We start from the raw sequence: 23,409 nt of genomic DNA, 5'->3' as shown, positions 1-23,409 counted from the left end.
GGCCCCAGCGCCGCAGCGCCGCTTGCTGGTTCGCTGTCGATGGACCGCCGGAAATTACTCGGGGCGGTTGCGCGTGCGTCGTAGGGCGCGCCGCCAAGGCGCTGGACGGCAGGTAGCCTGGCCCGCGCCATCAGTTGAGGGCGGCGAGATCGGCAACGTACCTGGCGCCAGCCGTCGTCAGGTGTCCGTAGTCCCAGGACAGGAGACTGGCCCTGGATTCCGGTGTGTGCGTGATGCAAGCGCTCTTCTCGCAGAGAAGGTCATAGACTGAGATGAACCGGGCGCCGCTCTCTTCAGCGACACGTCTCAGGGTTGCATTGACGCCGCGATAGTCGGCTCCCTGAGCCTCCATCATGTCGGGCAATTCCTTCAGCAGAAACCAATCGATGTAGACCAACTCGGGAAGGCTCGGCCTGAAGATCGGCATCGGACCCAGCACCACGACCTCCTCGGCATGAATCGAGCGCAACGTCGCCCTGAAGGCGTCGGACTGCCTCTCGCTCAGGTCGCGGCCATCGGTATGGTTCAGCCAGGCAGCAAAGATGACGACGCGCCGCGGCTTGATCCGCGCAATTTCTTCCGCAATCCTGGCGTTGCTGGCGGCGCAAACCTTGTCACCGTATCCGATCAAGGGGGCGCATCCGTCGCGGGTGAACTGCGCCGTCTCGCCGGCAAATCCCGTGTAGAGTCGCGCTGCGTGGGAATCACCCCAGATCAGGGTCGTACCTCTCCTGCATTCCGGTGCGTAATTCGCAAAGTCGGACTTCGCCGACAGCCAACAGCCCGGATACCTGGCGCCTTCCGTCACCGGATAGTCCATCATCGCCAGCACGGGACGAATTTCCTTCGGATATCGCCACAGAACGCCACCGCTGGCCCAGATGCTCGCAGAAGCCAGCATCAAGATGGCCATGGCTGCGACGAGCCATATCTCGCTCTTGCGTCGCATTGGCTTATGGGCGGCAAACAGCCGGTTGCTGGTCATTGTGCGACCGATCTTCGCAGCGCGCGCCGGCTGGACTCGCGCAGCACAAGATCCAGCGAGTCGCAGACCCGCTGCTGGCGCACCTCGCCGAGGCCGATCCAGAGCGGCAGTCGGATCAACCGGGCCGACAGGCCGTTCGTCAGCGGTAATTCCCCCTGTGCACGCCCGAAACGCCGGCCCGCAGGCGAGGAATGCAGCGGCACATAGTGAAACACCGCGTGAACTCCCCGGGCCTTGAGTGCGTCCAGCACTGCTTCGCGATCGATCCCGGGGGCGAGCAGAACGTAGTAGAGATGGCCATTGTGCTGGCAATCTTCCGGAATGATCGGGCGCCGCAGCAAGCCTTGCTGTTCGAGTGGCGACAACATCTCGTGGTAAGTACGCCAAAGCGCGATCCGCTTGCCGGTGATGTCCTGCGCCTGTTCGAGCTGCGCCCACAGGAACGCGGCGGTGTTGTCACCCGGTAACAAGGAGGATCCCACATCCTGCCAGGTGTACTTGTCGATCTCGCCCCGGAAGAAGCGGCTGCGGTCGGTACCCTTCTCGCGGATGATTTCCGCGCGCGCCACCAGCGACCTGTCATTGACGAGCAGCGCACCGCCTTCGCCGCAAATGATGTTCTTGGTTTCGTGGAAGCTCAGGGTGCCGAGATCGCCGATGGAACCGAGCGCGCGCCCCTTGTAGCTGGCGAGGATTCCCTGCGCTGCATCTTCGACAATCCTCAAATCGTGCCGGCGGGCAATGCCGGAAATCGCGTCCATCTCGCACGCAACGCCGGCGTAATGCACGGGTACGATGGCGCGGGTCCGCGAGGTTATCGCGGCTTCGATCAGTCTTTCATTCAGGTTGAGGGTGTCTTCGCGAATGTCGACAAAAACCGGAACCGCTCCCCTCAGGACGAAGGCGTTCGCGGTCGAGACGAAGGTGAAGGAGGGCATGATGACTTCATCGCCCGGCTCCAGTTCCAGGAGCAGCGCGGCGAGATCGAGGGCCGCCGTGCAGGACGGGGTGAGCAGCGCCCGCGCACAGCCCGCTTGCTCCTCGATCCAGCGATGGCACTGCCTGGTGAACGGGCCGTCGCCGGCCAGGTGCGAATTGGCTATCGCCCCGGCGATATAATCGGCTTCCTTTCCGGTCGCGTACGGCCGGTTGAAGGGAATTGCATCAGCTGCCATCGCCGTCCATGTCGCGGATCGAAACGCCGCTAAACTGACCGCTTCGGCCTCCGGAATCAATGGGGTGAACCCGCCGATCCGCCTCAGGTGCCTGGCTGCTGCGCCTGACGGATCAAGTATTGCCCGTAGCCGGTGCCCTTCATCGGTTCTGCCAGCCGCAGCAATTGCTCGGCGTCGATGAAACCCTGGACAAAGGCGACTTCCTCGGGACAGGCGATCTTCAGGCCCTGGCGCTTCTCCACGACATGGATGAATTGCGAGGCTTCCAGCAGCGAATCGTGCGTGCCGGCGTCGAGCCAGGCATAGCCGCGGCCGAAGCGGACGACTTGCAGCTCGCCGCGCGTGAGATACCATTGATTGAGGTCGGTGATCTCCAGCTCGCCGCGCGCCGACGGTTTCAATTCACGCACGACATCGCTGGCGCGACCGTCGTAGAAATAGATGCCGGTGACGGCCCAGTTCGATTTTGGTGCCTTCGGCTTCTCGACGATCCTCACCGGCTGGTGCGTGGCGTCGAATTCGATCACGCCATAGCGTTCGGGATCGTCGACCCAGGAGGCGAAGACGGTGGCGCCCGCGACCTGTGCCGCAGCCTCGTGCAGCACCGCGCGAAGGTTCGTGCCGTAGAAAATGTTGTCGCCGAGGACCAGCGCCGACGGATGGCCGGCAAGGTAATCCTTGCCGATCAGAAAGGCCTCCGCGATGCCGCCCGGACGATCCTGCACCGCGTAGGAAAGCTCGATGCCCCACTTGCGCCCGTCGCCCAGAAGGCGCCTGAATTGGTCCGCCTCTCCCGGCGCCGTGATGATGAGATATTCGCGGATGCCGCCGAGCATCAGCGCGGTCAGGGGATAGTAGATCAGCGGCTTGTCATAGACCGGTAGCAGCTGTTTTGACGTCGCAAGGGTTAGCGGGTGCAACCGCGTGCCGAGGCCGCCGGCCAGGATGATTCCCTTGCGTATCATACATCAAGCCCCTCGGTGACGCCGGCCGGATCGTGTCCTTGCTGGCCTCGTTAGCATGCACAGTGGCTCTGATGCCATTGCCCTCGATGGCCAAATCGAGCTTGCGGCAGCGGGCTGCAGCCCCCGGTGAATTCAGTCCGGACATGCTATGGTCCGGCATCACAGGGGAGCCGCTTTGCCACCCGGCGACGGCCCAAATCAGCAGGAGGAGGCTCGTCTGCGCCCCCGCGGGAGGAAAAAAGGCGAAGCCGTCGCGTATGCTTTCCGGTCATCGACAATCCGCCGCCCGAATGCTAGCCGCCTTCGACCAGCCGGAGGGCGGGACGTGATCCAGTTTGCAGAAGTCGCGGATGCTTCCGCACGGGTGTGGCCATGAAAGGAAGCCGCGCGCGCAGGCTGTTCGACGGCTGGGGTGCAAATCTTCTGCAGCTGGTGCTGGGGATCACGCAGCAGGTCGGTCTCGTTCCGGTCTTCCTGCATTTCACCTCGAGCGTTTACCTGGCGGCCTGGCTTGCGCTGTACGCGGCGGGCAGCCTCGTCGCCATCGCGGATGCAGGCCTTCATTCGCGCTCGCTGAACCGTTTTCTGTCGTTCAAGGCCAGCATTGATCCGGACGGGCGGACGGCGCGCTATTACGCGGCGATGCTCAGGCTCTATCTGGTCGCGGTCGCCCTGTTGATCGCGGCGATCCTGGCCGCGATTGCGATCTTCCCGCCCTCGCACCTGCTTGGATTCCGCGAGGTGCCGCATTTCGACGCGGCGTTGGCGGTGATGGCGGCGGGGATGCTTGCCGGACTGCCCTCCAATGTTGCGGCGGCACTTTACCGGGCGCGCGGGCTCTACGGCCGCGGGGTGTGGCTGCCCTGCGTCGCGCAGGCGGCCGCGCAGGTCGGACAGGTCGCAGCGATCGTGACCAGCGGCGATCTGTTGATGGTCACGATCGCTTATGTCGCGCCGCAGGTCGTGCTTGCCGTCTACCTCGTGACCATCGATGCGCCGCGCTGCTTTCCGTTCATCCGTTCGGCCGGCCGGAGGGTTGCCTGGTCGTGGAGCTGGGCGATCGGCCAGTATCGCCTGGCGTTTCCGTTCGCGATTGCCAGCTCAACCGAGGTCGCACTGCAGAACCTGTCGGTGCTGCTGGTCAGCGCCCTCGTGTTCGACCGGGTGGCGGTCGCGCAGTGGGGCGTCACACGCGTGGTGGCGGGATTGTTGCGCGCCGTGTGTACGCAGCTGACGCAGCCGCTTGCCATCGAGCTCGGTCATGACCATGCCGTCGGCGACACGGCGCGGCTGCGATCGCTCTATGCGCGCGGCTCCGTGCTCCTGACCTTGCTGACGAGCGCGCTGGTGTCCGCCCTGCTGGCGTTCTGGCCCGACTTCTTCGCGTTGTGGACCAGGAATGCCATTCCCTATGACGCTCACCTGACCGTTGTGCTGCTGGTGGGTACCGGGATCGCTGCGCCGGCGCTGCTGGCGCTCGGCTATTGCTACTGCAGCAATCGCGGCGAACTGCTGGCGCGCGTCAAGGCCGTGCAGCTCGCGGTGTTTCTGGTGCTGGCCCTCCTGCTCACGCCGCAATTCGGGCCGGTGGGCATGGCGATCGCCATCGTCGCCAGCGACCTGCTGGTGCAGTTCGGATGGCTGAGCCTCACCGTCCTGCGCCAGACGCTTGCGAACCCGCTTCGGCACATCCTTTTCCTGGCGCTCATCGTCGCGGTAGTGATGCCGGCGGGATGGCTGCTGGGCACGTTGATCCGCTCGGCACTGCCGGGGCAGGGACTGGCGCATTTCGTGGCGGAATGCGCCCTGTGGCTCGTTGTGACGGGGCTTGTGGCGCTTCCCTTCCTGCGCCCCCGGATGCGCGCAAGGCTGGAGGCCGTCATTCCAAATTAGGCAGCAATTCAAATGACTTGACACGAAGTTTGCGGTGTTCCAAATACCCCCTGCATCCGGTTTTCTCCTGAGCAGTTGACATCATCATGTGTGGAATTGCCGGGATCGTTAACCTCCGCGGCCGGCCCGTCGAACAGGCCGAAATCCAGAACCTCACGGACCAGATCGCGCATCGCGGCCCCGACGGCGCCGGCTACTGGTTCAGCGCGCAGCGCGATGTCGCGCTGGGCCACCGCCGCCTTGCCATCATCGATCCCGGTCCAGGCGGATACCAGCCGATGGCGTCCGCCGACGGGCGCCATGTCATCGTCTACAACGGCGAGATCTACAATTTCCTCGAGCTGCGCAAGGAACTCGAGGCCATCGGCGAGCGATTCCAGTCCGAGTCCGACACCGAAGTGATCCTGGCGGCGTGGCGCCACTGGCGCGAGGGCATGCTGCTGCGCTTCAACGGCATGTGGGCGCTGGCGATCTGGGACACGCAAAGCGGCGAGATGTTCCTCGCGCGCGATCGCTTCGGCATCAAGCCGCTGCTTTATGCGCTGACGCCGGAGCGGTTTGTCTTCGCATCCGAACACCGCGCGATGGTGCGAAGCGGCCTGATGCCGACCTCGATCGATGCCGATGTGGCGCGGCGGCTGATGCTGGACGCCTTCAGCGTCGAGGGCAGCGAGCGCACGCTCAGCCGCGAGGTGCACCGCCTGCAGGCCGGGCATTTCATGTGGCTGCGCGAGGGAAAGCGCACGATCGGACGCTGGTGGTGTACGGTCGATCATCTGCCGGAGATACCGAGCACCGAAGCCGAGCGCGTCGAGCGGTTCGGCGAGCTGTTTCGCAGCGCCGTGGCGTTGCGGATGCGCAGCGACGTGCCGATCGGGACCTGTCTGTCCGGCGGCTTCGATTCGACCGCGGTGATCTGCGAGATGGCCGAACATGCCCGTGCAGGAATGGGGCCGCGCGACAGCGCAGCCTGGCGCCATGCCTTCGTCGCCGCATTCGCGGGTGCCGCAAACGACGAGCGGCCGATGGCGGAAGAAGCCGCCAAATGGGCCGGCGTTGCGCCGACCATCGTGGAGATCGGCCGCGACGACGCCACCAGGGAAATCGACCGCATCCTCGACGACAATGACGACGTCTACATCGCGCTGCCGAGCGCGGCGTGGCTGGTTTACCGCGAGCTTGCCAGGCACAAGGTGCTGGTGTCGCTCGACGGTCACGGCGCCGACGAGCTGATGGGCGCCTACCGGCAGGAGGGGCAATCGCTCGCCTACTACCTGCGAAACTCGCTCGCCCGGCTGAGCACGGGATCGCCAGCGCTGGCGCGCTGGGTGGACGTCTCGCGGGCGATGATGATGAAGGGCAGGGGACATTATTTCCTGCGCGGCGGCCTCTCCAATCTTCCCCCGCAATTCAGCCTGGTTGGCGAGAGCGACGCGCTGCCGGACGACTGGGACGCGCTCAACCGGCGCCTCTACCGGATGTTTCACGGCACAGTGCTGCCGACCATCCTGCGCAATTTCGACCGCGTTTCGATGGCCCATGGCATCGAGGTGCGGATGCCGTTCATGGACTGGCGTCTGGTCACCTATGCGATGGCGCTGCCGGGGGCGAGCAAATCGTCCGACACCCACACCAAATGGATCGCGCGGCGGGCGATGCAGGGCAGGATGCCGGAAGACATCCGGATGGGACGCCGCAAGGTCGGCTTCAACTCGCCGATGCCGGAATGGCTGAACGGGCCGCTTGCGGGCTGGGTCGCCGCGCTGATGAACCAGAAGGTGCCTGCCTTCGGCGAATTCGTCGACGAGGCGAGGCTCCTCCGCAAGGTCGGGCAATTGAATGCAGCGAAAGGCTGGGACTGGCAGTCGGTCGGTGCGATCTGGCCGTACCTCAACATGAAATGGTCGCTGGCGAGGATGAGCCGATGAGGGGCCTCCTGAACTTGATCGATGCGCTGCTCGGCTGGAACGTCCGGCGATCCGGCGCGGTCAGCATCGGCCGGGGCGCTGCCGTTGTGTGGCGGCGCATCCGGCAGGTCGCCGGAAACCGCCTGTCGATCGGGCAAGACTCGATCATTCAGGCCAATATCCGTTTCGAGGATCGCGGCGGCGAAATCAGGATCGGGGACCGGACCTATATCGGAAAGAGCGATCTGGTCTGCTACCGCAGCATCGTCATCGGCGACGACGTCATCATGTCCTGGGGGATCACCATCACCGACCACGACTCCCACAGCCTCGACTGGGCGCTCCGCAAGAACGACGTGCTCGACTGGGGCAAGGGCCGGAAGGACTGGTCGCATGTCGCGACTGCTCCGGTCGTCATCGGGGACAAGGCCTGGATAGGCTTCAATGTCAGCATCCTGAAGGGCGTGACGATCGGCGAGGGCGCCGTGGTCGGCGCCTGCACGGTCGTCACCCGCGATGTGCCGCCTGATTCGGTCGTCGTCGGCAATCCCGCCCGGGTGGTGCGCAAACCGGAATCCACCGGCTAGTCATGCGACTGTTTCAGAACAACGGGTTGTCGCGCGGCTTCCGAGCCCATCGGCCGCGCGCGGACGATCGCAGCTTTGCCGGCTGCCTGAACTCGTTTCTCGATACGCGCTATACCGCCTCGCATATCCTGCAGCCGGTGCTGGCCGGCAATGCGGACGCCTTCTACACCAACGGCGACGACGAGACGCTGCAGGGGCTGTGGGCGCGCGCCAATGGAATGGCCGGCAGGGATCTCGAGCAGATCCTGCTGGCGCAGATCGAGCATCACCGCACCGAGGTGTTTTATAACCTCGACCCGATGCGTTATGGCAGCGCCTTCGTCCGGAAGCTGCCCGCTTGCGTGAAAAAGACGATTTGCTGGCGGGCGGCGCCCTCGGGCTCGGCGGATCTTTCCGGCTACGATCTCGTGGTGTGCAACTTTCCCTCCATCCTGGAGGACTGGCGGATCAAGGGATGCAAGGTCGCCCACTTCTTTCCGGGACATGATCCCGCGATGGACGGCTATGTCGCGGCGAGGCGCCAGGACATCGACCTGCTGTTCGTCGGCGGCTTCTCGCGGCACCACCGCTCGCGCGTTGCGGCGCTCATCGCGGCGGCCTCGGTGCCGGGGATCCGCGCGCGGTTTCACCTGGAGGATTCCCGCCTGACCCGGCTTGCCAACCTGTTGCCGTTCCTGCCGCCGCTCCGTGAATTCCGCCATCCCGCGGAAATCCGCCGCGTGCGGGCCGGCCCGCTCTATGGCAGGGATCTCTACGCCGCCATGGCTTCGGCGCGCATCGTGTTCAACGGCGCGGTCGATATGGCCGGCGAGGACCGCGGCAATATGAGGTGCTTCGAGGCTGTCGGATGCGGGGCGGTTCTGCTAACGGATGCGGGACGCTATCCGGAAGGTTTTGCAGACGGCGAGACCATGGTGACCTATGCTTCGGCCGATCAGATTTCCCGGCTGGTTGAACGGCTGATTGCGGATGCGGATTGGGCCAACGCGATTGCGAAGGCAGGCTATGCCATGGTTCGCGACCGCTACAGCAAGGAACGGCAATGGGCCCGGTTCCGGGAACTGTGCGACTGAGGGTTGGCGACGGGGCGATGGCAAATAGTTCTCCCGCGACCTGGGAATCGGCAGTGGTCTGGCTGCGCAACCAGCCCGACCGGCGCCAGCTTGTGCTCGACGCCTATTACGATGACCCATTGCTGACGGCGGCACAGCGCTATCACGCGAGCGATGAGTGGCGCGAGATCGCGGCGCTGCTGCGTGGTCGCACCGGCAAGGCGCTCGACATCGGCGCCGGCCGCGGGATCGCAAGCTACGCGCTCACCCGCGAGGGATTTGCCGTCACTGCGCTCGAACCCGACCCCAGCGCCATCGTCGGCTCGGCGGCAATCCGCGCGCTGGCGGCGGAGGCTGCGCTGCCGATCGATGTGGTCGAGGAACTGTCCGAGCGCCTGCCGTTTGCCGACGGCGAATTCGACGTGGTGTTCGCCAGAGCCGTGCTGCACCATACCAGCGATCTCGATCGCGCCTGTGCGGAGATGTTCCGCGTGCTGCGGCGAGGCGGCCTTTTCGTCGCCGTGCGGGAACACGTGATCAGCAGCGAGAACGATCTGCAGGCCTTCCTGGACGACCATCCATTGCATCATCTCTATGGCGGCGAGCACGCCTTCCTGCTCGATCGTTATCTCGGCGCGCTTCGAAACGCCGGCTTCGCGCCGGTCGAGGTGCTCTCGCCGCTGCAGAGTCCGATCAACCTCTTTCCCTACACGCGCGACACTCTGCGCGAAGCCGTGGTGGAGCGTGCTTCACAAAAGCTGCTTCCCCGCACGTTCTGGCGTATGGCGTTGGGCTCCGACCGCGTCTTCGCCGCACTGCTTTCGCTGGCTTCCCGTTTCGACAATCGGCCGGGAAGGCTTTATTCGTTCATCGCTCACAAGGCGGCGTGATGTCCGTTTGGGTAACTGGAGCCAGGGGGTTCATTGGCGGCCATCTCGCCCGCGAGCTGGCGGGAGCCGGTCATGCCGTGCATGGCATCGGCCACGGCGCGCTCGAGGAAGCCGAGTGCAAGCTGCGCGGCTTGCAGTCCTGGATCGACGGCGAGATCGAGGCAGCCAATCTCGACGCACTGGCGGCCGCGCACGGACTCCCCTCCGCGGTCTTTCACCTGGCGGGCGGCTCCAGCGTCGGGCTTGCGATCGAGCGTCCCTTCGAAGACTTCTCCCGCACAGTGGCCAGCACGGCGCGGCTGCTGGAATGGCTGCGGGTGCATTCCCCGCAAAGCCGGCTGATCGCGGCTTCAAGCGCGGCGGTCTACGGGTCCGGACATTCGGGGCCAATCTCCGAAGAGGCCGCGCTCACACCGATGTCGCCCTATGGCCAGCACAAGCTCATGATGGAACAGATGTGCCGGAGCTATGCGATGAGCTACGGCATCGGCAGCACGGTGGTGAGGCTGTTCTCGGTCTATGGCGCGGGACTGCGCAAGCAGCTGCTGTGGGACATCTGCTCGCGTCTGGAGCAAGACGGCCGCGAACTCGTGCTCGGCGGAACCGGCGAGGAGATCCGCGACTGGTGCGAGGTCCGGGACGTGGTCCGGTTGCTGGCGATGTCCGCGCAATTGCCGCAAGGGGGATCCTTCCGGGTGATCAACGGCGGCTCGGGCATGGGGATGCGCGTGTCGGAAGTCGCGAGCCTGCTGGCGGGACATTGGGGAAAGGTCAGCGTGCGTTTCTCCGGAAATGTCAGGGCCGGCGATCCCTTCAGCCTGCTGGCCGACGATACCGCGCTGCGCGCAACGGGATTTGCATGGCGCGTGCCTCCCGCGCAGGGCATCGCCGACTATGTACGATGGTTCAGGGATCGCGCCCGTGGCTGAACAGGGGCCGCGACGCGTTGCCTTCACGTATATTTCCCGCAGGCGATGGGCCGGCGGATACAACTATCAGCTCAATCTGTTTGCCGCTCTCGCCCGCCACTGTCCGGGGAAGATCGTGCCGGTGCTGTTCGCCGGGACCAGCGAGCCTGCGGCCGAGCTTGCGCCTTTCTCGAAGATCTCCGGCGTCGAGGTCGTGCAAGCCGGCGCGTTCGATCGGCAATATGCCGGATTGGCCGCGGCGCTGGTGACGGGAATCGACCGAAAGGCGGCGGACGCGTTCGAGACGAAAAGCATCGACGTCGTGTTCGAGAATGCGCGCTTCTTCGGCTGGCGGCTGCCGGTCCCGGCGCTCGCATGGTTTCCCGACTTCCAGCACCGGAAATTGCCGGGATTGTTTTCGCCCGTCGCGCGGTGGCGCCGCGAGCTCGGCTTTCGCGCGCAGATCGCATCACACCGCAGCATCCTGCTGAGCAGCGAGAGCGCGCTGGCCGATTTCCGGGCGGCCTATCCGGGCGCATCGAACCCGGTCGCCGTGGCCCGCTTTGCGACCGAGCCGTCGCCCGACCTCTTGACCGCGGATGCCGCTGCCGTCATAGCCGAGCATCGTTTGCCGGAAAAATTCTTTTACTTGCCGAATCAGTTCTACCGCCACAAGAACCATTTGCTGGTGATCAACGCGCTAACTATCCTCAAGCAGCGCGGCGTGGACGTCGTTGTCGCAGCTTCCGGCAGTACCGAAGAACCACGCAAATCGGACTATTTCAGCGGACTGATGCGCGAGGTGGCCGATCGCGGCATCCAGGCGAACTTCCGCTATCTCGGCCTGATCCCGCTACCGCATGTCTATGCGCTGCTGTGCAGCTCGATGGCGCTCATCAACCCGTCGCGGTTCGAAGGGTGGAGCACGACGGTGGAGGAGGCAAAATCCTTCGGGGTGCCGATGATCCTGTCGGACCTTGCGGTGCATCGCGAACAGGCGGGAGCAGGCGCGAGGTATTTTGAGGTCGATAATGCGGAAGCGCTGGCCGGACATCTCGTGGCGGTCGCGCAATCGGCGGAGCCGCCTGCCGTGCGCAATCTTCTGCCCGGCCTCGACAAGCGGGTGGCGGCCTTTGCGTTGGACTTTGTCGCCGCCGTCGAAAAATGCGCAGATCTGTTTGGGCGCCGGTCCTAGCGCCGGATCATGCTCCGAGACCCTTCGCCCCTGAACGAAGCTCCGCGAGCAGCGCTTCCAATCGATCAAGGCAACTACGACGTTGTGGACTGCGGCACACAAACCGCCGCGCCGAGATAGACCATCAGATTGGAAGCAACGCCGGGAGCAATTTTCAGCAGGCCCGACCTGATGGCGTGCTTGATCGAACCTTTTGTGGTTCCGGCAAGAAACTGCTCGTAGGGAAGTGAGTTCGAAAATACCCGGGAACGCTGCACAACAAGTCCGGAGGTTTCGAGCAAGTTCAGAAATCGCGCGTGAGTATAGTGATTGATGTGGCCGAACGGTCTTCCGGCGGCAATAGACCGTTTGAGGCGAACGGTATGTTCCAGCGGGACTTCAACATATACCCGGCGTGCGACACGAGCCATTTCCCGCAGGAAAAGTCGCTCGTGTTCGACATGCTCCAGAACGTGAATCGCAATTGCAGTGTCAAAGGTCTTGTCCGGGAAGGGAAGGGTGTAGCCATCGAACGACTTGACCGAGCGAAGAGAGGCCAGATGCCGGGAATTAATGCGCTCTATTCCGGATGCCGAAATCTCAACCGCGTCGATCGTTCTCGCCGAACCGCGCCGGTCAAGTTCCTGAAGGACTGCTCCTTCGCCGCTGCCGACATCAAGGACAGATCCGAGATTGCCGCCTGTCAGGGCATCGAGGTGATCGACCGACTGGATCGCCGCGATGGCGCGCTTCTTCGCGACCACTTCCGTGTAGTAGTTGTCGTAGAGATTGTGAAGTTCCTGGCTTTGCAGCGACATATCTGTTCGTCCAACCATACTGCCATTATGATAGCAAAGTCTCGCCCCGACGGCCAATAGCAGCGTGCGCTCGCCGCAGGCTGCTTCTGTTGCGCGAAAGATCGAGTTTCCCGAGCAGTATCAAGCTGATTTGGGCTGTCCAGACGGAACGCGATAGCTATTCAATTTATCGGAAGTAGATGCCTGCGACGATGCGCAGCGAAGCCGTGTGGTCCTGGCATCAGATCATGCTCTGAGGTTCTTCGCCTGGATGACGCTTCGGGCACCGTAGTTCCTGTCGATCCAGGCCTCGTAGGCGCCGGAGGTGATGTCGCGCCACCACGGCTCATGGTCGAGATACCAGTGCACGGTGCGGCCGATGCCGTCGGAAAAATCGACATGGCTGCGGCTGCCCAGCTCGCTTTCCAGCTTGCGCGCGTCGATGGCGTAGCGGTGATCATGGCCGGGCCGATCGGTGACGAACGAGATCAGCGAGCGGCAGGCTTTCCCGCTCGCCGCGGGGCAGGCCGGAAAGCGAGCCGAAAGCCCGCTGTCCGCGACAAAGGCGCGGTCGATCGTGTCGCAGATCAGGCCGACGACGTCGCGGTTGTTGCGCTCGTTGCCGCCGCCGATGTTGTAGGTTTCGCCGACGCGGCCGCGCTCGATCACGTTGATCAGCGCTTCGCAATGCGCCGAGACGTGCAGCCAGTCGCGCACGTTGGAGCCGTCGCCATAGATCGGCAGCGGCTTGCCCTCGAGCGCGTGGATGATCATCAGCGGGATCAGCTTTTCCGGGTGCTGATAGGGCCCGTAATTGTTGGAGCAGTTGGTGATCAGCGCCGGCATGCCGTAGGTGGCCACGAACGAGCGCACCAGGTGGTCGCTGGAAGCCTTGCTGGCGGCATAGGGTGAGTTCGGCCGGTAGGGCGAGGCCTCGGTGAAGGCGGGGTCGTCGAGACCGAGCGAGCCGTAGACCTCGTCGGTCGACACGTGCAGGAAACGGCTGCGGTCCAGTAATGCCGCTTCGCGCCAATGGTCGAGCGCGGACTTCAGCAGGGTGAAGGTTCCCAGCACATTGGTTTGCAGGAACGCCTCGGGGTCATCGATCGAGCGATCGACATGCGACTCGGCGGCGAGATGAGCGACACGCGTGAAGCGATGCTCATCGAACAGCGCCCGGATCAGCGCGGCGTCGTTGATGTCGCCCCTGACGAAGGCGATGCTGCGCTCGGCGATCAGCGGTTCGAGGCTGCGCAAATTGGCCGCGTAGGTCATGGCATCGATGACGACCAGCCGGTCGGAGGGCCGTGCATCGCGCCATGCATGAACCAGGTTCTGGCCGATGAAGCCGGCGCCGCCGGTGATCAGGACGGTGTGCATCGAAATCTCTCGCTGACACTCCCGGCAGCTTATCCGCTGTCCGAGCCGGAGTGGTAGTCGCTCGGATTCAGGCGGTCAATACAGGCAAAATCCAGCAAGGCGGCGGCTGCCGTCCGGCGAGCGGCCTCATGCCGGTTGGGATTCTTCGGAAAAGATGCTGCGCGGCGTGATGTACCACAGCAGGAACAGCAACCCCGCGCCGTGTGTCAGCAGCACCGTGGACAGCGGCACATTGAGCAGAACCTGGGGAAGAACGGCTCCCGAGATCATGATAAACGGCGGCGGCAGGCTGGCGGAGACCCGGCTGCCGATGGCAACGATGAATCCGCATGCCAGCACCGCGACAGGCGCCAGATAGAATCCGACGGAGGCGATGCCTTCGACCGCAAACAGCGAGGCGTTGAAATTGCCGAGCTTGTATTCGCGTTCCATCACCACCGCGAGCATCTCCTGATAGGGGCAGTTCATGAACGGCTTCAACAGCGTTATCTGGCAGAAATGAGTGAGGGGTTGCCGGGTGAAAAAGTCGGAGTAGACGTCCATGGCAACTGCCGGAACCGCGATCATCCGGAAGTTGACGACCGAGATGGGCAGTGCGGCCTTTTCACCGAGCATCGCGGCCAGTAACAGCATGGCAGACATCGGCAGCAGCAATGACAGGATGACCGCCGTGCGAGCCTCGAAGAGCCTGGACAGGATGAAGATGCCGACAAGCCAGAAAGGCGCAAAGAGGGCGAGCTTGGTCAGCGTAACCGGATACAGGCACAACATCAGAAACAGGGCGGCCATTGCGCGCCAGTTGGCCTTGCGGGCGAGGAACCCGGCGAAAGCAAACGGCAGCAGCGCGCTGCTGACGATCCCGATCAGGTAGTTCAGCTGGACCGGCGACTGAATCTTGTCCCGAAACTGGTAGATATCCTCCACGCCCACCAGCCGGAAACTGTACGTAGCCCCGGCGACGACCGTTGCGGCGCTCAGCAGCAGGATTCCGACGAGAAGGCGATCGAACGCCTGTCCGGACAGCGCATAGACCTGCCGTATCGGCGTCGAGATCAGCAGCGTGGGCAGCATGAAGGCGATCGCGGCCGCGGCGGCGGAGAATCCCGCCAGCCGGTGGTCGTAGTTCAGGTCGGTGAAGTTGTTGAGCCAGATATAGCTCAGCACCATGGTGTAGGAATAGAAGGCGACGAAATAGCCGAAGCTGAAACGTGCGAATACAAACGCCGAAACAAGCATTGCAAAGGCACCCGCCGTCAGAATGGCCAACGGCAGCCGGGTGACGTAGAAGAAGATATGAAAGATGTGGGGATCGTAGGCCCCGGGATTGCGGTAGTAAGCGACGCTGATGAGGGACACCAAGCATATCGCGACGTGAATGCAGGCGAGAAGCCCCAGTCTGAAGCGCTCCCGATCGGGCTGAGTATGTATGGCCATTGAGGTTCGCAAGAGGTGTGTCGTGCGGGATAGCCCAATCGCCACGGCCGCACAACCTGGGCGCCTGCGCGCGATCCAGGCCCGTCTTCAAGGTCCTGGCCGGCCGCCCCCGGATTTCGAGGGGACGTCAAACGCCTTGATTTGCTGTGACTTTCTTGAATATAGACATTGATCTGTGCCGGCCCGCTCGCCCGGAGAGAGCCGCGAAACGGACCGTGACCGCCGCAAAGGAAGCCCAATGATCAGATTCGGCCTGCTCGGTTGCGGGCGTATCGCCAAGCGCCACTCCGATCTCCTGGGCGGCAACCACATCGAGGGTGCGAGCCTGGTCGCGGTCTGCGATCCCATTCGCTCGCGCGCCGACGCCATCGCGACGAAATTCGGCGTGCCCGCGCATTACGACATGAACGACTTCCTGGCGCGCAAGGACATCGACGCGGTCGCGGTGCTCACCCCGAGCGGCATGCATCCGGAGCACGTCATCGCCGCCGCCAAGGCGGGCAAGCACGTGGTCGTGGAAAAGCCGATGGCGCTGCGGCTGCAGGATGCCGACGCCATGATCGGCGCCTGCGACGAGGCCGGCGTCAAGCTCTTCATCGTCAAGCAGAACCGCTTCAACGTCCCGGTGGTCAAGGCGCGCGAGGCGCTGGAGGCCGGCCGGTTCGGCCGCCTCATCCTCGGTACGGTGCGGGTGCGCTGGTGCCGCGACCAGGCCTATTACGACCAGGACGCCTGGCGGGGCACCTGGGCCTATGACGGCGGCGTGCTGACCAACCAGGCGAGCCATCACGTCGACATGCTGGAATGGTTTTTCGGCGACGTCGTCAGCGTGCATGCCCGCGCCATTACGGCGCTGGCCAAGATCGAGACCGAGGACACGGCGGTTGCCACGCTGAAATTCAGGAACGGCGCGCTCGGGATCATCGAGGCGACGACCGCAGCGCGCCCGACCGATCTCGAGGGCTCGCTCTCTATCCTCGGCGAGAAGGGGACGGTCGAGATATCGGGCTTTGCCGTGAACCAGATCCGGCACTGGCGTTTCGTCGACGAGCTGCCGTCGGACAAGGACGTCATCGAAAAGTTCTCGGTCAACCCGCCCAATGTCTACGGCTTCGGCCACCAAGCCTATTACCAGCACGTGATCGAATGCCTGACCAGCCAGCGCGCGGCGCTGGTGGACGGGCTCGAGGGCCGCAAGAGCCTCGAACTGATCTCCGCGCTCTACGAGTCGATCGAGACCGGACAGGAAGTGCCGCTGCGCTTCACGCCGCGGCTGAGCCGGCTCGGTGTCGCCTCGTGAACGCCCCGGAACTGCATCAGGCCGGCATCCGCGACGTCGAGTTCGGCGCGCGCGTCAGGGTGGTCGAACCCTGCAACCTCTATGGCTGCAGGATCGGCGACGATTGCCTCATTGGTCCCTTCACCGAGATCCAGAAGGGCGCCGTGATCGGCGCGCGCACGCGGGTGCAGTCGCATGCCTTCATTTGCGAGCTTGTCACCATCGGCGAGGATTGCTTTGTCGGCCACGGCGTGATGTTCATCAACGACACCTTTGCCAGCGGCGGGCCCTCCGGCGGCCGCAAGGAACTGTGGCGCGAAACCGTGATCGGCAACCGCGTCTCGATCGGTTCCAACGCGACCATCCTGCCGGTGCGCATCGCCGACGATGTCGTCATCGGCGCCGGCGCGGTGGTGACGAAAGACATCACCGAACCCGGCATCTATGCCGGCAATCCGGCGCGCCGCCTGCGCGGGAAGTGAGGACGTCATCATGCCGGTGCCTTTCGCCGACCTGCAGCTGCAGTACCAGAGCATCAAGAGCGAGATCGACGGCGCGATCGCCTCCGTGATCGGCGACTCTTCGTTCATCCGCGGGCCCCATGTCGACCGGTTCGAGCGCGAGTTCGCGGAGGCCGCCGAGGTCAAGCACTGCGTCTCCTGCGCCAACGGCACCGACGCGATCTGGCTCGCGCTGAAGGCTCTCAAGGTCAAGCCCGGCGATGAGGTCATCACGACGGCGCATTCCTGGATCAGCACTTCCGCAATGATCACCCATGCCGGCGCCACCGTGGTGTTCTGCGATACCGACGGCATCACCTTCACGATCGATCCCGCGGCGATCGAGGCTGCGATCACGCCGCGCACGGTCGGCATCATTCCGGTGCATCTCTACGGCCAGCCCGCCGACATGGATGCGATCATGGCGATCGCGAACAGGCACAAGCTCTGGGTGATCGAGGATTGTGCGCAGGCGCATCTGGCGCGTTACAAGGGCCAGCCGGTCGGCAGCTTCGGTCAGGCGGCCACCTATTCGTTCTATCCCGGCAAGAATCTCGGTGCGATGGGCGATGCCGGCGCCGTCGTCACCAACGATGCTGCGCTGGCCGAGCACATGACCATGTTGGCGCGCCATGGCGGGCTGGTGAAGCACCTGCACCAGATCGAGGGCATCAACAGCCGGCTCGACGGCATGCAGGCCGCGATCCTGTCGGCGAAACTGCCGCATCTCGCCGCCTGGACAAAGGCGCGTCAGGACGCCGCCAAGATCTATGACGCCGGTCTCAACCAGATCGAGGATGTGACGGTGCCGGCCGTCGCGCCCGAGCGCAACCACGTCTATCACCTCTATACCATCCGGCATCCGCGCCGCGACGCGCTCGCCGCGCATCTTGCCGCCTACGGTGTGCAGACCGGCATCAATTATCCGACGGCGCTGCCGTTCCTGGCGGCCTACGGACGCTATGAGCACCGGCCCGAGCAATTCCCCAACGCCTTCGCCGATCAGGGCAAGATCCTGTCGCTGCCGATGTTCGCCGAGATCACGCGCGAGCAGCAGGACGAGGTGATCCGGCTGGTGCGCGAATTCTGAGCGGTCCGAAGCGGGAGGTCCGTGTCCAGCGTGCAGTGTGATCAACGAAGGGCGTCTATTTCAGCAGGATAGCCCTTCGTCTTCGTATGCCGCTGATTTCATTTGTCGCGTGAGCGGAGATCGCGCACTCAAATGAGAGTGCACCGGCAGATGGGAAGTCGCAGATTTGCAAAATAGTTCCGCCCGTGCAGTGCGCGTCATGGATGGCGGCGATGTTGGGACCTTGCAACTGCAGCGAAGTGCCAGTAGTGCTGAACCACAGACGATCCGCGGATGTGACTATCAAGATATCGAGCGAACTCTCATTTGTGAAGGGCGCGGCTAGATATCCGTTTTCGAGTATCGGGCGACATGACGGCCAACAAATCCCCATCCGCAAGTGAGAAATGTACGCCCGCTTGTCTTGGGCTGAGAAGGCTTCGATGCCGATGAGGGAGGTGGTGAAAGGCATGCTGGCCGGCCTTCGCCGTTCCTTTTCCGGTCAGGACTTTCTGTTGGCGGTCATAGTTTCGTCGGGAGCAATCATCGTATTGCTGTATGGAGCAATAGGTATCACGGGGAATCCGGTCCTAACGGCGGCCATAATCTTTGTCCTGACAGTTGCCCTGTTCTTCTGCGGTCACCCTGCGGAGTTTCGTCCGAATATTATCGATGGTCTGTTTGTTGGATTCGTTATTTGCATTTGCGTGGCGACCCTGATGAACGGCATTCCCCCGATCAAAGAGCTGCAATTGCTTGTTCTCTCGCTGCTACATTATCCGGCTGCCCGTTTCCTTGCCGTCAGGCAGCCGCAGTTGACATTCGTCGCAACCGCCGGTGCGATAGTTGCCGCGGGAGCGATCGCCACAAGCATCGCGCTGGTCGAGCAGACGGGATTTATGATTGGCAAGCCCGTCGTGCTCGGGTTCGGTCATGCTGCTACCCTTTTCTCGATTTCGCTTTGTTTCCTTGCCATCAGTGTGGTGTCCAGCTCAATGAGCTCAGGACATGTCATTCGCACCTGTATTGGACTGTTCGTTCCGGCCGCTATCTTTGCGGCATCGCAGGTTCGCTTTGTATTCGCTGTATTGGCTGCAACTTTCGCGGTTGCGGCCGTTATCAGCCAGCGGAAGGTCGCTCTAATAGTTATGACGACGCTCGGAGTAGCTATCTTAACGGGCCTAACCGCAAATTATCGAGTTACGGCGCTTCACGTCGAACGCGACATTCTTGGTCGACCGCAACTAGTAGATAAGGCGGAAGTCGCCAAGGATCCTGTGTCCGCCGCCCTAGCTTCTTGTCTTGGGTCGGGTTCGTACAACAATTCGGTAGCAATTCGCAGAGCATTGCTAAATGACGCCATCATGCAGGTTCCATCATCCGGTTTCTTCGGATCCGGTCTGGCGTCCTTCAGATCAGCCTGTCTTGGCCGGGCGAGCCCTCACAACTCACTATTGCAAGCGGCCATCGAATTTGGGTGGATTGGCGGATTGGTATTCACCGCACTTATTGTTCTGGCGCTGCTGCGCGTCTGGCCATTGGCACGTGAGAATGTCGGGGCTCGATTTGTGTTATATTCACTGATCTTCACAACACTCTTATCGATGGCATATGGAGGGCTAGAAGTCGGGGCGCTATTGTATCTCTTCTTGGGCCTGAGTGGCGCTGCCGTCAACGCACACAAGTCAGGCGAAGGTTTGCAGGGCTAATTTTGAACCCAGATACCCGCGATGAAAGGTCCGGCGCGGCCTTCACCAATTTTCGCAAATGCCCCGGACGGGACCGGCGACTTGGATAGAACGTGCGCAAAGTGTCTGCCTGCAGTGGCTTTCGGTATTTCACCTGCGCCGGAATCCCTCGACGATTTCTCATACGAGGTGATGACGGAGGGCAGAGCCCTGAATATCTTTTCCGTCTGTACGTTGCGACCATCGGTGCATGGCGACCAATATTCGCAGATGTTGAAGATAAATCCCGAATAGTATCCACTCTTTTGAAGGGCTTCGCGCTGCAGGATTTCTTGCGCAGTCGCGGGTGACACGTTGGTCTGCCGCCAATACTCAAACAATGATGCCGACAACGGTGTGGGTTTGAATTCCGGTGTCGCCGGAATCGGATTCTTGAACACTTCCGTGTAGTCGAGGAGCGGACGGTAGGAACGTCGTGTTCTCAGCGAGACCAGAGGAGCATATTCAGGTTCTTCAAACACCAGCAATGTATCGCGACCGAGCGTGTCGGCCGCTTCTATGGCGCGCGCTATCGCGACCGATTTGAGATTATCGGCCAACCAAAGATTGTATGTTCGCATCGAGGATAAGGTGGAGAAGACCAAGGTGATGATTATCGCCGCTCCGGTTACGGGACCTTGCCAATCCCGGCGGCGATTCACGAGCGAAAGCAGTATCCCGCCCGAGACCACGACGAAAGACAAGTTGATGAATCGCTCCCAATCCCTGCCGCTGATCATCCATCCGGTGACGATCTGCTGATTCATGATGGCGAGGGGGACGATCGCGAGAGCAAATGCAGCGATCAGTCGAAGGTCGGATTTGCGCTGCAGCAGCATGATCCCGGATAGCAGCGCGAGCATCGCCGCTGACAGGACGCCGACGGTAATCTCGGGCATTCGGCTCTGAAAAAGCATTGTTGCCCCTGTCGTCGGACCGCCTGATCCAAGGCGAACGGAGGCGTATATCGCAGGGATGGATATGGTGAGCAGGAAGCCAAGAATTACAGCCTTTCGCACGCGTCCCGAAAGCACGAGCAGAAATGCGGCAAAGCCTTCGAACGCAAGCAGCGGATAGGCTACAATCAGGTAGCAGATCATCGTGAGCGCTTGGGAGACGGCCAATCCAAGAATCGTCCCCAACGCTGCTGGCCGGGCTTCATTGAAAATGAAGCGAAGCAACAGGCCGATCTGGCAGAATACGATGGCGTAGCTGATCTGTGGTTCCGGAGAGCGATAGAGTGCAAGGAACGACGTCTCAATCGGGGGAACCAGAGTCTTCCCGAAAAGTGCCCTGAACTGGTCGAGAGTTGGAAACGGACCCGGATAGGAGGCTGCATTGCCGAGTGAAAACAGATCGGGTGCGAGGGCCAGGAGGATTGCAAAAAGGCAGCGCGCCTTGATCTCCCTGAAAATCGCGGCGCCAACGAAATAGGCCGCAAGGAATATGAGGGGAGGGAAGAATGTGTCGAGCACGGCCAGTGCGAGGCCGTGAGATCCCTGCAAGAGCCATAGCAGTCCGGAAACAAGGGTTCCGGAAAGCAGGCGATCAGGACGGATTCCACCCGGACCAAAGGGATGCAGCAGGTAGGTATCTTCGTCGAACGCGTTCTTGAAGAAGGTCAGTTGATCGACGGAGTACGAGAAGTATAGATGCTGCCACAAACCAAGCGCGAGAAAGCCTGCCGCGAGGAGGGCGACATATCGCGAATTCCGGGATGCGTCGTGGCAATTGCGTTGCGGCATGGCGGATTCTCTGCCAATTATCATTCGATAGCCAAGGGGGCAAATCTCTCCTCCACGGAGATATCCGAAGAGCGGTCGAAATGTTCAAGCGGGGGCGTCATCAACCTGGAAGTGCACAACCAAGCGAACCAGGCAGTTCGCTTGGTATTTCGACGTCAACTGGCCAAGTTCCGCTGAATGCCCGAACATAGCGCCGCGGTCGCGCCATCGCACAGACTTGTAGTGATGAGCTTTCATCCGCTTACTCAACAATTCGCGACGGGGATCGAGACGGTTCGCGGAGCCGCCAGTTTCTATTTTGACGCCGCCAATCTGCGCAAACTTCCTTTGGTGGCGGGAATCCGGGAGCTTCGCGCTATCCGGACGGAAAAGCTCGTTATCGCGGTGGAAGGCGACGTGACGGCGGCTTTGGTCGGTCCCCTTTCCATTGCAGCGTCGCTTACACGTGCGCGTTCGATCGAGATCATTTGGCCCGATCTGCGGGTCGAGCCCTTGCGCCGTTGGCTGGTTGTGCGTCAACTCGCGAGAGTGGTCTACGACACGCTGGCGTCACGATTATCGCTCTTGCGCGCCCGACGACGTGCCGCAGCCATCCTCGCGAGCGAGATGCCGAGGAATGTTCCTCCGGCCGCCGGATCGCGGATCCTGTTTCTCGATGCGAACATATCGCTCGGGCTGCCGGTCGGCGGTTCGATCGGGCATACGGCCGGTGTGATTGATGGCTTCATCGACTGCGGATTCGAAGTCGATTATGCGAGCGTGAAGGACATTCCGACGGCCCGGCCAGGCGCCCAGGGATTGAAGCTTCGGCCGGAAAGTTTGTTGGCAATCCCACCGGAGCTCAATTTCTATCGATACGCGCAGTGCATCGACAGAGAGCTGCTATCGATGCACATGGCGAAGCCCTGGTCATTCATATACCAGCGTTTTTCGCTGCACAATTTCAGCGGGGCCGATCTGGGACGAAAGCTGAATATTCCGGTAGTGCTGGAATTCAACGGCTCCGAGGCATGGACGGCAGCAAATTGGGGTACGCGGCTGGTATTGCACGACGCGGCCATCGTGGCTGAGACCGCGGCGCTATCGAGCGCCGATCTTCTCGTGACGGTGTCCGATGAACTCGCTCACGATCTCCGGCGTCGCGGAATTCCCGATCGTCGCATTGTCGTGTATCCGAATTGCGTCGACTCCAACGCCTTTGATTCGAGAAGATTCGCAACGGAAGAGCTGGCCAACCTCAGGAAGAGCTACGGGATTGAAGAGGACGCTTTGGTCGTGGGCTTCATCGGCACATTTGGCCAATGGCACGGCGTGGAATTCCTGGCCGAGTGTATCGGAGATCTCGTGCGCGATGATCGCGACTGGCTCGAGCATGGCAAGATTCATTTCCTACTGGTGGGCGATGGCCTGAAGATGCCGGTTGTTCGCGAGTTGCTCGGATCGTCACAAATATCCCGATTCGCGACGCTGACCGGGTTGGTGCCCCAGTCGGAAGCTGCCAGATATCTGGCTTCAGCCGACATCCTGGTATCGCCGCACGTTCCCAACAAGGACGGCTCGCGGTTTTTCGGATCGCCGACGAAGCTGTTCGAATACATGGCGATGGAGAAGCCGATCATCGCCGCGGCGCTCGGACAGATCGAGGGTGTGGTTTCAGGAAGGGGGGCGTCAGAACTTGGCGAATTGCCGCCTGGCGCAGGCGAGCCTTGCGGATTCCTGTTCGAGCCGGGTAATGCACGGGATTTCAAAAAGGTTCTAAAACAGGTAGTGGAAAACAAGCCGGCTGCGATACGGGCGGCGCGGGCGGCGCGACGGGAAGTCTTGAGCAGATACACTTGGAAGCAGCATGTAAATGCGATACTTGCGGCCATGTCCAAGAACGGCCTGCTCCTCAGGAAGCGGGATGTTCCCTGATGGCGCCTCTCGAGAAACGGGTTCACTC

19 protein-coding genes are annotated in these 23,409 nt (G+C 62.4%); 12 read left to right on the top strand and 7 right to left on the bottom strand.

Annotated features, from left to right (window positions below):
- Positions 1 to 130: 130 nt before the first annotated feature.
- From HZB49_RS16885 to rfbA, 3 genes are all read right to left on the bottom strand, one after another.
- A complete protein-coding gene (locus HZB49_RS16885) occupies positions 131 to 985 on the bottom strand; it encodes an SGNH hydrolase domain-containing protein (protein ID WP_291613322.1) in 855 nt (284 codons plus the stop codon).
- Positions 982 to 2,160: a dTDP-4-amino-4,6-dideoxygalactose transaminase gene (gene rffA / locus HZB49_RS16880; protein WP_291613319.1), complete on the bottom strand. Its 1,179-nt coding sequence runs from the start codon at positions 2,158 to 2,160 to the stop codon at positions 982 to 984. The genes HZB49_RS16885 and rffA overlap by 4 nt, the downstream gene beginning before the upstream one ends.
- A gap of 83 nt (positions 2,161 to 2,243) precedes the next feature.
- Positions 2,244 to 3,125 carry a glucose-1-phosphate thymidylyltransferase RfbA gene (gene rfbA / locus HZB49_RS16875; RefSeq protein WP_291613317.1) on the bottom strand — a complete coding sequence of 294 codons (882 nt, stop codon included), beginning with the start codon at positions 3,123 to 3,125 and terminating at the stop codon, positions 2,244 to 2,246.
- Between the two features lie 372 nt (positions 3,126 to 3,497).
- On the opposite strand from rfbA, the gene HZB49_RS16870 reads away from it, so the two are divergent.
- From HZB49_RS16870 to HZB49_RS16840, 7 genes are all read left to right on the top strand, one after another.
- On the top strand, positions 3,498 to 5,018 hold the full coding sequence (locus HZB49_RS16870) for a hypothetical protein (protein ID WP_291613315.1): 1,521 nt from the start codon (positions 3,498 to 3,500) through the stop codon (positions 5,016 to 5,018).
- An 86-nt stretch (positions 5,019 to 5,104) separates the two neighbouring features.
- Complete coding sequence (asnB, locus tag HZB49_RS16865) at positions 5,105 to 6,946, top strand: asparagine synthase (glutamine-hydrolyzing) (RefSeq protein ID WP_291613313.1); 1,842 nt, start codon at positions 5,105 to 5,107, stop codon at positions 6,944 to 6,946.
- Positions 6,943 to 7,512, top strand: coding sequence for an acyltransferase (locus tag HZB49_RS16860; protein ID WP_291613311.1), 570 nt, complete (start codon positions 6,943 to 6,945; stop codon positions 7,510 to 7,512). Before asnB ends, HZB49_RS16860 begins: the two co-directional genes overlap by 4 nt.
- A gap of 2 nt (positions 7,513 to 7,514) precedes the next feature.
- Positions 7,515 to 8,585, top strand: coding sequence for a glycosyltransferase (locus HZB49_RS16855; RefSeq protein WP_291613309.1), 1,071 nt, complete (start codon positions 7,515 to 7,517; stop codon positions 8,583 to 8,585).
- A 17-nt stretch (positions 8,586 to 8,602) separates the two neighbouring features.
- Positions 8,603 to 9,454 carry a class I SAM-dependent methyltransferase gene (locus HZB49_RS16850; RefSeq protein WP_291613307.1) on the top strand — a complete coding sequence of 284 codons (852 nt, stop codon included), beginning with the start codon at positions 8,603 to 8,605 and terminating at the stop codon, positions 9,452 to 9,454.
- A complete protein-coding gene (locus HZB49_RS16845; protein ID WP_291613305.1) occupies positions 9,454 to 10,383 on the top strand; it encodes an SDR family oxidoreductase in 930 nt (309 codons plus the stop codon). The genes HZB49_RS16850 and HZB49_RS16845 overlap by 1 nt, the downstream gene beginning before the upstream one ends.
- Positions 10,376 to 11,557, top strand: a complete 1,182-nt coding sequence (locus tag HZB49_RS16840; protein ID WP_291613303.1) for a glycosyltransferase family 1 protein — start codon at positions 10,376 to 10,378, stop codon at positions 11,555 to 11,557. The genes HZB49_RS16845 and HZB49_RS16840 overlap by 8 nt, the downstream gene beginning before the upstream one ends.
- A 74-nt stretch (positions 11,558 to 11,631) precedes the next feature.
- Here HZB49_RS16840 and HZB49_RS16835 read toward each other — a convergent pair whose 3' ends face one another.
- The 3 genes from HZB49_RS16835 to HZB49_RS16825 form a co-directional block, all read right to left on the bottom strand.
- Positions 11,632 to 12,354, bottom strand: a complete 723-nt coding sequence (locus tag HZB49_RS16835) for a class I SAM-dependent methyltransferase (RefSeq protein ID WP_291613299.1) — start codon at positions 12,352 to 12,354, stop codon at positions 11,632 to 11,634.
- 225 nt (positions 12,355 to 12,579) lie between these two features.
- Positions 12,580 to 13,713: a dTDP-glucose 4,6-dehydratase gene (gene rfbB / locus HZB49_RS16830; RefSeq protein ID WP_291613297.1), complete on the bottom strand. Its 1,134-nt coding sequence runs from the start codon at positions 13,711 to 13,713 to the stop codon at positions 12,580 to 12,582.
- A 126-nt stretch (positions 13,714 to 13,839) separates the two neighbouring features.
- Complete coding sequence (locus HZB49_RS16825) at positions 13,840 to 15,069, bottom strand: hypothetical protein (RefSeq protein WP_291613295.1); 1,230 nt, start codon at positions 15,067 to 15,069, stop codon at positions 13,840 to 13,842.
- A 316-nt stretch (positions 15,070 to 15,385) separates the two neighbouring features.
- Between HZB49_RS16825 and HZB49_RS16820 the strand changes: the two genes are divergently transcribed.
- The 4 genes from HZB49_RS16820 (at position 15,386) to HZB49_RS16805 (ending at position 19,704) form a co-directional block, all read left to right on the top strand.
- Complete coding sequence (locus tag HZB49_RS16820; RefSeq protein ID WP_291613293.1) at positions 15,386 to 16,447, top strand: Gfo/Idh/MocA family oxidoreductase; 1,062 nt, start codon at positions 15,386 to 15,388, stop codon at positions 16,445 to 16,447.
- A complete protein-coding gene (locus HZB49_RS16815) occupies positions 16,444 to 16,908 on the top strand; it encodes an acyltransferase (protein ID WP_291613292.1) in 465 nt (154 codons plus the stop codon). The genes HZB49_RS16820 and HZB49_RS16815 overlap by 4 nt, the downstream gene beginning before the upstream one ends.
- A gap of 10 nt (positions 16,909 to 16,918) precedes the next feature.
- The gene (locus tag HZB49_RS16810) at positions 16,919 to 18,016 is read left to right on the top strand and encodes a DegT/DnrJ/EryC1/StrS family aminotransferase (protein WP_291613290.1); all 1,098 of its coding nucleotides are present in this window, start codon (positions 16,919 to 16,921) and stop codon (positions 18,014 to 18,016) included.
- A gap of 386 nt (positions 18,017 to 18,402) precedes the next feature.
- Positions 18,403 to 19,704: a hypothetical protein gene (locus tag HZB49_RS16805; RefSeq protein WP_291613288.1), complete on the top strand. Its 1,302-nt coding sequence runs from the start codon at positions 18,403 to 18,405 to the stop codon at positions 19,702 to 19,704.
- Here HZB49_RS16805 and HZB49_RS16800 read toward each other — a convergent pair.
- Complete coding sequence (locus tag HZB49_RS16800) at positions 19,701 to 21,467, bottom strand: hypothetical protein (protein ID WP_291613286.1); 1,767 nt, start codon at positions 21,465 to 21,467, stop codon at positions 19,701 to 19,703. The two genes, HZB49_RS16805 and HZB49_RS16800, sit on opposite strands and share 4 nt — an antisense overlap.
- Positions 21,468 to 21,692: 225 nt before the next feature.
- On the opposite strand from HZB49_RS16800, the gene HZB49_RS16795 reads away from it, so the two are divergent.
- On the top strand, positions 21,693 to 23,381 hold the full coding sequence (locus tag HZB49_RS16795; protein WP_291613285.1) for a glycosyltransferase: 1,689 nt from the start codon (positions 21,693 to 21,695) through the stop codon (positions 23,379 to 23,381).
- Positions 23,382 to 23,409 lie beyond the last annotated feature (28 nt).

Origin of the sequence: Bradyrhizobium sp. (assembly GCF_016219575.1) — a bacterium.
GTDB lineage: Bacteria > Pseudomonadota > Alphaproteobacteria > Rhizobiales > Xanthobacteraceae > Bradyrhizobium.
Note: the sequence above shows the minus strand (reverse complement) of the source record. Positions and strands in the feature narration are given on the sequence as shown.